Origin of the sequence: Micromonospora sp. NPDC048830, assembly GCF_043198215.1 — a bacterium.
Taxonomy (GTDB): domain Bacteria; phylum Actinomycetota; class Actinomycetes; order Mycobacteriales; family Micromonosporaceae; genus Micromonospora.
The window spans coordinates 1-9,633 of the sequence record NZ_JBICUP010000088.1 but is presented as its reverse complement, the minus strand read 5'-3'; the positions used below and the strand labels follow the sequence as shown (position 1 = coordinate 9,633).

General features: G+C 67.6%; 11 protein-coding genes and 1 pseudogene. 3 read left to right on the top strand and 9 right to left on the bottom strand.

Annotated features, from left to right (window positions below):
- Positions 1 to 342 precede the first annotated feature (342 nt).
- The 6 genes from ACGFIZ_RS33485 to ACGFIZ_RS33460 form a co-directional block, all read right to left on the bottom strand.
- Positions 343 to 678, bottom strand: a complete 336-nt coding sequence (locus tag ACGFIZ_RS33485) for a helix-turn-helix domain-containing protein (protein WP_393427147.1) — start codon at positions 676 to 678, stop codon at positions 343 to 345.
- A complete protein-coding gene (locus ACGFIZ_RS33480; RefSeq protein ID WP_393427144.1) occupies positions 675 to 1,796 on the bottom strand; it encodes a tyrosine-type recombinase/integrase in 1,122 nt (373 codons plus the stop codon). The genes ACGFIZ_RS33485 and ACGFIZ_RS33480 overlap by 4 nt, the downstream gene beginning before the upstream one ends.
- A gap of 361 nt (positions 1,797 to 2,157) precedes the next feature.
- Positions 2,158 to 3,537 carry an Ig-like domain-containing protein gene (locus ACGFIZ_RS33475; RefSeq protein ID WP_393427141.1) on the bottom strand — a complete coding sequence of 460 codons (1,380 nt, stop codon included), beginning with the start codon at positions 3,535 to 3,537 and terminating at the stop codon, positions 2,158 to 2,160.
- A gap of 239 nt (positions 3,538 to 3,776) precedes the next feature.
- Complete coding sequence (locus ACGFIZ_RS33470) at positions 3,777 to 4,163, bottom strand: hypothetical protein (RefSeq protein ID WP_393427138.1); 387 nt, start codon at positions 4,161 to 4,163, stop codon at positions 3,777 to 3,779.
- Positions 4,160 to 4,684: a MarR family winged helix-turn-helix transcriptional regulator gene (locus ACGFIZ_RS33465; RefSeq protein WP_393427135.1), complete on the bottom strand. Its 525-nt coding sequence runs from the start codon at positions 4,682 to 4,684 to the stop codon at positions 4,160 to 4,162. The genes ACGFIZ_RS33470 and ACGFIZ_RS33465 overlap by 4 nt, the downstream gene beginning before the upstream one ends.
- A gap of 383 nt (positions 4,685 to 5,067) precedes the next feature.
- Complete coding sequence (locus ACGFIZ_RS33460; protein WP_393427132.1) at positions 5,068 to 5,445, bottom strand: hypothetical protein; 378 nt, start codon at positions 5,443 to 5,445, stop codon at positions 5,068 to 5,070.
- Between the two features lie 470 nt (positions 5,446 to 5,915).
- Between ACGFIZ_RS33460 and ACGFIZ_RS33455 the strand changes: the two genes are divergently transcribed.
- Positions 5,916 to 6,359, top strand: coding sequence for a hypothetical protein (locus ACGFIZ_RS33455; protein WP_393427129.1), 444 nt, complete (start codon positions 5,916 to 5,918; stop codon positions 6,357 to 6,359).
- A 75-nt stretch (positions 6,360 to 6,434) separates the two neighbouring features.
- Here ACGFIZ_RS33455 and ACGFIZ_RS33450 read toward each other — a convergent pair whose 3' ends face one another.
- Positions 6,435 to 6,914: a hypothetical protein gene (locus ACGFIZ_RS33450; RefSeq protein WP_393427126.1), complete on the bottom strand. Its 480-nt coding sequence runs from the start codon at positions 6,912 to 6,914 to the stop codon at positions 6,435 to 6,437.
- A gap of 353 nt (positions 6,915 to 7,267) precedes the next feature.
- Between ACGFIZ_RS33450 and ACGFIZ_RS33445 the strand changes: the two genes are divergently transcribed.
- Complete coding sequence (locus tag ACGFIZ_RS33445; protein ID WP_393427124.1) at positions 7,268 to 7,531, top strand: hypothetical protein; 264 nt, start codon at positions 7,268 to 7,270, stop codon at positions 7,529 to 7,531.
- Between the two features lie 103 nt (positions 7,532 to 7,634).
- On the opposite strand, the pseudogene ACGFIZ_RS33440 reads toward ACGFIZ_RS33445, so the two are convergent.
- Positions 7,635 to 7,778, bottom strand: a pseudogene (locus ACGFIZ_RS33440) (ABC transporter permease); the annotation flags it as partial.
- Positions 7,779 to 7,986: 208 nt separating this feature from the next.
- Positions 7,987 to 8,931 carry a hypothetical protein gene (locus ACGFIZ_RS33435; RefSeq protein WP_393427121.1) on the bottom strand — a complete coding sequence of 315 codons (945 nt, stop codon included), beginning with the start codon at positions 8,929 to 8,931 and terminating at the stop codon, positions 7,987 to 7,989.
- Between the two features lie 368 nt (positions 8,932 to 9,299).
- Between ACGFIZ_RS33435 and ACGFIZ_RS33430 the strand changes: the two genes are divergently transcribed.
- Positions 9,300 to 9,626 carry a transposase family protein gene (locus ACGFIZ_RS33430; protein ID WP_393427118.1) on the top strand — a complete coding sequence of 109 codons (327 nt, stop codon included), beginning with the start codon at positions 9,300 to 9,302 and terminating at the stop codon, positions 9,624 to 9,626.
- Positions 9,627 to 9,633 lie beyond the last annotated feature (7 nt).

Here is a 9,633-nt window from a genome sequence, read left to right as displayed (position 1 = left end):
GGCAGATGTACGGCCGAGCCGGCTTCGCGCTCCTACGACAACGAATCCTGCTCGCATAGACCAGTCACCCCGACCACCGTTTCTGTGCCAGAGCCGAAGTCATGATCACCTACAACACCGGCGACTCAGGACGGTGCCCACCACCGTTTCTGTGCCAGAGCCGAAAATCGGACAGGCCCCAGCCGGGGCAGCGACCGTGGGCGCGGAACGCCCGGTCTTGGCAGGTGCGGCAGACCTGCCCGTCGGGCCACCGGGCGGTGGAACTGCTGCGGCGTCCGCAGCGGGCGCAGTCGCGGACGAACCAGCGTTCGTACTGCTCGGCGGTGGCGTAGGGGCGGTCCATCAGTCGGGGCGCACGCGGGCCCGGCGGGGCCGGACCGTGGCCAGGTCCACCGGCGCCGGGGCGTCGCCGGCGACCGCCTTGCGCGGCGCGACGTTGGCCGCCGTCGTGACGACCAGGTCGGCGGGGGTGACCTCCAAAATGTCGCACAGCGCGGCCAGTACTGGCAGCGACAGCCGCTCGGGTGTGCCGGTGACGAGACGGTGAACCTGGGAGGAGGACAGGTCGATGCCGCGTTCGTGCAGCAGCGGCACCAGTTCGGTGGCGGTGAACACGCCGCGGGCGGCCATCATCTCCCGCAGCCGCCACCGGTAGCTGACCTGGCGTTTCATACTCATCGGGCCCTCCGTGCCGGTCGTAGTGCCGCGTCCATGGTCGCGTCGAGAGCCTGCCGCAGCGTGCGGGTGCGGAAGTCCGACGACACGCAGGTGTAGATCGCCGTGGTCGAAGCGTGTTCGTGACCGACCTGCTGCTGCACGAACAACGGATCCCAACCGGCCTCGATCAGGTGGGTGACATACGAGCGGCGCAGGGAATGGAAGTCCAGCCCGGCGTCCAGGCCGAGGGCGTCGCGGTAGGCCGACAGCCGCGCGTTGAGCTGGGCCAGCCCGACCCGCAGTGCCCGTTCCGAGGGCCACAGCGCCGGGTTGCCCTCGATGGCCAGCAGCGGCCGGATCTCCTCGACCCACTCGGCGAGGACCTCCGGCACCCATGCCCAGACAGTCAGCACGCTGCGCCGTTTCGGCGGCGAACCCTTCATCGCCTTGCCGTGGCGCACGTAGAGCACGCCGTACTCGCCGAACTCGCTGGCGTGCGGATTGCGGCCGAAGTCGGCCACGTCGAGCATCCGGGTCTCGTTGCGCCGCAGCCCGTACCCGTAGGCGACCTTGAACAGGGTCGCGTCGCGGAACGCCGGCAGCCAGCCCTTGCGCCCGGCCGCCCGGATCCGGGTGACCTGCTCGTCGGCGTAGTCCAGCAGGGCCTGCATCTCGTCGAGCGTGAACGCCCGCTTGGCCGGGTCACCCTCGGCCGCGGCGACGTGAACGGCGGCGTTCCACTCGTGGACCACCTGCACCGGGTGCGTACCGAACCGCTTCTCGCACTCACCGACCCAGCCGTAGGCCGGGTCGGTGAGGTACGCGCAGAACAGCCGGACCGCCTCCTGATAGCCACGCAGCGTCGAGCGGCGCACCCGGCGCACAGCCCGCAGATCGGTGCACCACTCGTCGACCAGCTGCGGAGTCCACCGCCACGGCAACGCCTGCGCATGCTCGGCGAACGCCCGCACCGCCCGCTGCCGGCTCTCCACGGTGCCGAAGGACAGGTTCCGCGCGAGTTGCTGGTTACGCCACCCGTCGAGCATCGCGGTGAAGACCTGCTCGTCCGGTCGCAGCAGTCGCACACCGTCGGCCAGTTGCAGGGCCGCCGATCCCGGCGCGGCGCGTTCCACGTCCACCGACAGTGACCTCCCGCCACTCGCATTGGATGCGAGATATTCGCATCCAATGCGACGCGCTTGTCAAACGCGCAGGTCAGGAGGGGCGGATTCGCACCCCTTGCAGCAAGGAACCGCATCCACGAGGTCTACAGCCGGCGAAACCGCTACTCACGCGACCAGCAGCGCAAACCTCAGCCGCAGTTCGCACGCGAACTGTCTTGTATTCGCATCAGATCGAATACGCGGCGGTTGCAGTAAACAGCGAAAAATCAACGACAACGCTGGTCAGAGCAGGTGCCGCAGGACAGCAGTGCTGCTCGTGCCGGGAACCGGTTGACCAGTGTTGTCGTTGATTTCGAGCTGGAAGCTACGGCTACGCCTACGGGCAGGGCGTCGTGAACTGCACGCCGTCCAGGAAGTTTCCGACCGCCGGGTTGTTACCCGCCGCCGACACGGATTGGAAGGCGAATCGTGTGGTGGTCTGTCCCGGTGGGACGACGTACACCCCGGTGTAGTAGCCCCAGGCGGTGTTGCCGTCGGAGATGTCCGGGGAGGTGGCTCCGATCGGGGTCCGCGGCGTAGTCGCGCCTGGCGCGCCGATGAGCACGTGCATCACGTCGGTGCCCAGGCGGCCTCGGTGGTAAAACGACCAGGTCATCACTGTGCCCGGAACGGTGGGCAGGTCCTGGTAGAGCGTGGAGGGCTGGTTGGCGTTGAGTTCGGCGAACTGTTGCCCGTGGGCCGATGGAATACCAGAAGCACCGCCGCGCCAGAACTCCAGCAGCCCGTCGCTGGCGGTGGTGTGCCAGCCGACGCTCGGGTTGGTCGAGGCGTCGGGGATGTTCCAGTCGATCGTGGCTACGGGTGGCGTTTCGAAGCTGCCGTTGACCAGGTTGACGGGTGTGGGGTCACAGGCGACGGTGACGGTGACCGTGGCGGTGCTGGTTCCGCAGGCGGTGGTGATGGTGTAGGCGAAGGTGTCGGTGCCGGCGAAGCCTGGGGCGGGCGTGTAGACGATGTTGCCGCCGGAGACCGTCGCGGTGCCGTTGCTGGGCGTGGTGACGGTGCTGAGCGTCGGTGAGGTCGCGACGTCGTTGGCCAGGACGGGCACGCTGACGGCTTTGTTCTGGATGGTGGTGGCAGTGTCGTTGACGGCTCTGGTGGGTGAGATGGACTGCCCGTCGACGATCCGGATCGGCGGGGCGGGTGTGCTGTTTCCGAGCTCGCCAGGAGCGGAGATGACGCTGCTGATCCCGGTTGGCCGGATGGTCATGCTTCCCCCGATGGTGCCTTGCCTGACGCGGAAGGTGATGACCTTCGAGGACGGGTCGGTCTTGACGCCAGGCGAGGTGATCGACAGGGTGTTGCCGCTGATGGTGCCGGCTCCCGACTGGCTGACGACATCAGCGTAGGCCAGCAGTGAGGACACGTCCCAGGTCGTGGTGTATGTGCTGACCAGCAACGGCCACTGGGTCGTCCGGTGGGTCAGCGTGACGGTGAAGGTGCTGCCCGGCGCGATCTGCCCGCCCCACAAGGGTGGGACGGTATCGACTGAGACCGACCCGCTGCCCAGCCGCGTCCCCAGTATGTTTTTCCAGTAGTAGCTGACGGGGTAGGTTGCCTGCCCCTGCTGGACACAGGGCGCTTCGGCAGCTTTCGGGGCAGCACCGGGCGGTGCCGCGGTGGCGACTCCGGCGCCGACGAGTCCGGACAGGGCGAGGGCGGCGGCCAGCCCGAGGGCGATGCGTCGCATCCGCATGAGCAACCTCCATAGAGTGGTGTTAATGGGTCGAGTGTGAGGTTGCCACTGGCGACAAAGTCATGTGTTAACGCTGCATGTCGATGCGTGTCCGGAAAGTGACGGACAGGGTTGGGTGTGCCCGTCGCCGAGGTGCACGCCCCGGCCGCCCGACGCCCCGCCAAGTGGGGGGCAGAGCGGCGCAGCGACTGGAACACGGCCCACCACGACCGCGCCCGGCTGCTGGCCGCGCTGCGCCGCTACGCCCGCCGCGGCCGCCGCCATCCCGGCCAGGCCCCCACGGTCACCCACACCAGCCGTGCCCCACGCCGATCGCGGCCGCGACGACCGCGCTGTGCTACACCGCGCTCGATCCTCAACCCTGGGCGGTCGCGGCGGCTGCCCCACAGGTCGATGAGGCGTCCGGCGGTGACCGCGCCGACACCGACGCCCGCGGCGTAGGCGGTCAGGATCCAGGCGAGTACCGGACCGCCGGCGTGTAGATGGCGGGCGGCATCGGGCAGCGCGACGGCAGCGGCGCTGACGCCGTAAACGGCGGGCCCATACAGGGCGCCCAGCCGCCACCCTGGAGCGGACGTGGAGCGGGCGGCGCTGCGGGTGGTCGGAGTCGTGGTCAGCGCGGTCACCGGATGCCCTCCTCACCGGCGGTGCCGTCGGTGCGGTGGGAACGGTCGGCCAGGACTTTGAGCGCCTGGGCGAAGTCGTCCTCGGGTGGCATGCCGGGAGCGGCGAACAGGTCAGCCTGTCGGGCGTCGACCTGCCGCCGCAGCATCCCCGCCAGCGCCAGCCCTGCCTGCGTGGGTCGCACGACCACCCGTCGGAGGTCATGCTCGTGCTGCTCGCGACGTACGAGGTCGCGGTCGCTCAACAGGCCGAGCGCGTTGGTGAGGGTGGCCCTGGCGATGCCCACCTCGACGGCGATGTCCCGAGGCTTCACCACCCGTCGGGCGCAGACGAGCATCAGCACGTCGTAGGTGGTCCAGGTCATGTCCGCCTCCCGCAGCACCGTGCGCTCGAGGTGGGCGCGGAGGGTGTTGGCGGTGCGGCACAACTGCGCCACCGCGTCAGCCTCGGGCCGGCGTGTGGCGCACCCGTTGACCGGTGGCCGGTAGACGCCCGCCGCCCTGCGGCGGGTAGCAGGGTTCACCGCGACCACCTGCGATGTCGAGGACGGCGAATGGTCTGCCGATCGCGGCGCCGGCCCCGGTCACCGCCGCGGTCGGCTGGCGACGGCGGCTGCGGCGCCGGCCCGCGTTGGGAATGTTCGCTGCGCATGGGTGATCCCCGTTCATCCGCGTGAATGTGGCCCGGTATACGGGCCTCTGGCCTCACCTGAGTAGGCCTTGGTCTCTGTCAGCGGTGCCGCGTCGTCGTGTCGCCGGTCGCCCCGCTGCGGTGCGGGGCTGACAGGTCGGCGCACCGCGATACGCCCGGTCGGCTGCAGCGTCGCGAGCGCGCTGCCCGGGTGGGTCGGCGGCGACGATGCGGAGCGCGGGAGCCGGATGGCTCCCACACCGCCGTCGCTGCCAGTCAGGGTTGTTGCTGGGAATCCGTGGCCGGCGGGGACGGCGCGCCGAGCGCGGCGTTGACACGCTGGCCGAGCAGGCGCAGTTGGTGGTGGACGTCAACCAACGCCGCGCGGCGCGAATCGGTGGGCTTGCGGGCCGCCACGTCGACCAGAACACCGATGTCGTCGCGCAGCCGGTCCAGACCGCTGCTGACCGCCGCCAGCGGCGCAGCGAATGCGGTCCTCGCGCTGATGCCACCTCGTCTGGATATGCGTCGCCCCGCAGACCGTCCCCGATCCCGCCGAGAAGAGCCCTCGGCCGGGTCCGCCTGCCGTTGTCTGATCACTATCCGCTTCTCCTCGTCCTCGCGCGCCAGGCCGCGCCGCCGCCGGCCCACCACCTCGGTGACCGCCGACAGGGCACCCGGCTCAAGCGGTTGGCCTCCTGCGGGGTGGGGGGACCGGCGGCAGGGCCCCTCTACCCGCCCGCCGGGTCCCCCCGCTCACCAACCCACCCCCACGGGGGTGAAGAGTGGGATGGTGGGCTGTGCAGTGCTCATCCGGTTCCCCGCGCCCGCCTCTCGGAGGCACACCGCGCGGCACCAGCCGCCGTCACAGCGGCGCGGCCAAATCTGTCGGCGCTGTCGCTGCGTTGGGCCAGATGACACGTGCCCGCGACGACGACGCGTCCCCCTCTGAGCGCCGCCGCCCGCGCATCGGGACACCATGTCGCGCACGGCACCCCGATCCGCTACGCTCCAACAAACTTCAGTTCGAGTTGAACCGAACCGCAGTTGCCGAAGTGACACCGAGAGCTAAGCACGGATCACCATCAACGTCAACCACAGTTCGCTGGTTTGCCAACCGCAGTTTGGAGGGCTTCGTGAGTGACACGCCTGCCGACCAGGCCGAGGAAGTCACCTCCCGGCTGATCCAGACCCGGCTCCGCGAACTCTTCCAAGCCAGCGACGAGGACCGGCCGCCCTACACGGAGGCCGAAGTCGCCCGGGAGCTCACCAGGCGGGGACACCGCATCACCGCGGAAGGCATCCGCAACCTCCTACGGTCGCCCCGGATCAACCCCAAAGCCACGACGCTGCGCGCCCTCGCCGAGTTCTTCGGCATCCCCGCGGGCTACCTTCTCGGCGATGACGAACCCGAACCGGCAAGCCGCGAGGTGCGGATCATGGCAAGGTCCTTCGAGAAGCTCAACCCCAGATCGAGGAAGAGCCTCGCCCGGGTCATCGACGAGTTCCTGCACCTCGAAGAAGCCGCACGCGAAAGCGGACCCAACGCCTCACACCCAGGCGGATAAGCCGGCACCCGCCCAGCGCCCCGCCGCAGGGATCCCATCGATCGGCCAGGGCTCCACGGAGCAACCCAAGAGAGGTCAATCCTCCCCAAATGCCCCGTCTACCTGGCGGAACATCCAGTCCACGTCGAGCCGCTCAGCCTCGAGCCGGCCGATGGACTCCAGAAAATCCTCGACCTCGGGCCGGTAGTACGCCGGCTTCCCCGAGACCCGCCCCATGATCGCCGGGAAGTCCTCGCGCTGCGCCCACTGGCGCACCGCCTCCCGGCTGACCTTCCCGCCGGCCAGTTGCGCGATCTCGGCAAGGCCCACCAGCGGCAGGTTCTTGACACCGAACGTCGCCGCGGCCATGTCGCTGTAGGTGCCCACATGAAACTGCGCCAGCATCGGCGGCCGACCCTCACCGCTGTGTCGACTGGCAGCAAACCCGGCCAGCGCGTAGGCCCGCCGACGGGCGGCGTCTACCGCCTGAAACAGGTTCGTGCCTTCCACCTCGAAGCCAAACCCGGTCCGGTTCCGATCTCCGTGCATCGTGACGCTACCGTCGAACAGATCCACAGCTTCTTCCGCAGTCTCCTCGGTTATGACCTGGTCAAGCTCAACGTGAGCCGCCCACTTCGCCATCCAGACATCCCCTTTCCTCGCGTCAAGCAGACGGTAGCGGGAAACTTGACGACGTCAAGTCAAGAGTCCTCTCGACATCGATGCCCGGTGACTGATTCGGTGACCATCAAGCCCAGCATCCGCTGGACCGGATCGGACGCCTGTACGGTGCCAATACCTGTCGCACCTGCTGTGAGCTAGGGCTTCGTGAGTTCGGGGCACCTTCGTGACCATGGTGTTTCGATTGATCTATCTGGTCACGATCCGCGTGCTCGACGTCCTGCTGCGCGGCCCGAAGTGACAACGTCGTGCTCGCGGAACTGCTGGCCCTTCGCCATGAGGTCGCGGTGCTGCGCCGCCAGGTCCACGGCCGACCACGCCTGTCCTGTCCAGACCGGGCGATCCTGTCCGCGCTGGCCCGGCGGCTGCCCCATGCGGTCCGCGCCCACCGGATCGTGGCCCCGGCGACCCTGCTGGCCTGGCACTGCCGGCTGGTCCAACGTCGCTGGACCTACCCCACCGCGGCGGCCGACCGCCCGTCAGCGACGAGACCCGCCAGCCGCCGGAGATAGAAGTGCCCTCTGAGCTGGAAGGATAGGAGCTCTCCTGCTTCTATCGCTTCGCTCGAGAGGGCACCTCGCAGGTGAGATTACGCCATGACGCGACGGTGGCGCGCGCGACCGCGAACCAGTCCAGCGCGCCGGCGCCCGAGCGGAAGCCCATGACGAGGGCGACCAGCACAACCACCACGAGCGAGATCAGGTTGGCGACCAGCGAGGTCAGCAGGTGCGCCCACAGCACGGACGCCCGTGCGATCGGCGTGGTTGGTTGGTGCACGCGTGCGCGGCGCATCCTGGCAAAGCCCTCGTCGAGGGTGATTGTGTGGTCGGTCACCCTCGACGCGGACTTCATGCCGGTGCGCCCATCGAGCAGGGGGAGTTACGGATATTACTCCCGTAAGCCGCTCCACTTCTGTGCATCGATGACAGGCAGGGGAGGTCGGCGGGGTATGGGATGCAGGGCCGGTTCAGTTGCGGTGCGCGCTGTACAGCTGGTTGTTGAATACGGCCAGGCCCAGCCCAGCAGCCGTGTAACGGTGGGGGAGCATCGGGGTGTCCGGGATCCACTTGGTGCCGTCGAAGGACGTGTAGCAGACGGTGGGATTGTCGCCACCGCGGTGCACGCAGTACAGCTTGCTGTTGAAAACGGCCAGCGCTGGCGTAGTGGCCGTGTAAGTGTTGGGGATCGGAGCGTCCGCGCTCCAGCTGATGCCGTCGAAGGTCACATAGCGAAGGTTGGGACCATCGCTGGGGAGGAAGGCGCAGTACAACTGGTTGTTGAATACGGCCAGGCCCGGCCCAACAGCCGTGTAACGGTTGGGGGCGATCGGGGTGTCCGTGCTCCACTTGGTACCGTCGAAGGACGTGTACCAGAGGAACCCATCGTTGCCACCGCGGTGCACGCAGTACAGCTTGCTGTTGAAAACGGCCAGCGCCGGTTCAGCAGCCGCCTGAGTGTTGGGGATCGGAGCGTCGGCGCTCCAGCTGGTGCCGTCGAAGGTCATGTACCGAAGGTTGAGGTCATCGCTGGTGCGGAAGACGCAGTACAACTTGTTGTTGAAAACAGCCAGGCCCGGCCCACCAGCCGAGTCGCGGTTGGGGACGATCCGGGTGTCCGTACTCCAGTTGGTGCCGTCGAAGGACGTGTACCAGAGGTAGTCAAGAGCCGCTTCGTTGCCACCGCGGTGCACGCAGTACAGCTTGCTGTTGAAAACGGCCAGCGCCGGCACAGCGGCCGTCTGGCTGTTGGGGATCGGAGCGGCCACGCTCCAGTTGGTGCCGTCGAACGATTCGTACTGGAGATCCTGGTCGGCCATTGGATACTTCAGCCCCTCTTCGGTCGAAAAGATAACGGCGTGGGATTTCCATATCTGCCACGAGATCGGCGTTGAAAGCAGTTGCGTGGCGCCCATGCAGGGCCTGATCCGTACCCGGTTTTCGCAGAACCTCCTCGAAGAACATGATTCAACGGGTTCGGTCGGACTTCAGGACGGCCCCTCCGACAACCGATCGTGACAGCTAAAACGATAAGCGCTCAGATTGGAAGAGCGCTAGGGAGGGTGACTGGGTGACCGGTTTCTGACTCCATTCTTGACTTTAATGAAGTTAACAAATCAAGCTCTGTCTATCGGACTTGCCCGCAGCCTCGACAACCGGAGACCGGGCCCAATGCCGCGTAGCCAGAGGAAAAGCAAAGCTAGTTGCTCTTCGTTTGGCCTGGTGAGGTGTGTGCTCGCGGGTCGACCCAGGGGTGGACAGGCGCGGCCTTCATAAGCCGACGATGAATGTTCATACGCCGTTCATCGTCTACAAAGAAAGGCCGTTCGTGTCAGTCTCCCATGCTGCGTTCGATGCCGTCACGGTGCCAACGGGGGAGGTGGACACCAGGCAGGTGGCGGTGCTGGCAGCCCTGTTCGGGCAGGTCAACGATCCGCGCACAGCGCGGGGCGTACGTCATCCGCTCGCGACGGTGTTGACCGTGCTGGCCCTGGCGCTGCTGTGCGGAGCCCGTAACTTCCGCCTGTACGGTGCCAATACCTGTCGCACCTGCAGTGAGCTGGGGCTTCATGGGAATAAGGCACCTTCGTGGTCATGGTCTTCCAGCTGATCTATCT

What these genes read in the sequence shown, in the direction of transcription:
- ACGFIZ_RS33485 (WP_393427147.1), bottom strand. Translation starts at nt 678, where the DNA reads ATGAGTATGAAACGCCAGGTCAGCTACCGGTGGCGGCTGCGGGAGATG.
- ACGFIZ_RS33475 (WP_393427141.1), bottom strand. Translation starts at nt 3,537, where the DNA reads ATGCGGATGCGACGCATCGCCCTCGGGCTGGCCGCCGCCCTCGCCCTG.
- ACGFIZ_RS33435 (WP_393427121.1), bottom strand. Translation starts at nt 8,931, where the DNA reads ATGGGCGCCACGCAACTGCTTTCAACGCCGATCTCGTGGCAGATATGG.
- ACGFIZ_RS33430 (WP_393427118.1), top strand. Translation starts at nt 9,300, where the DNA reads ATGAATGTTCATACGCCGTTCATCGTCTACAAAGAAAGGCCGTTCGTG.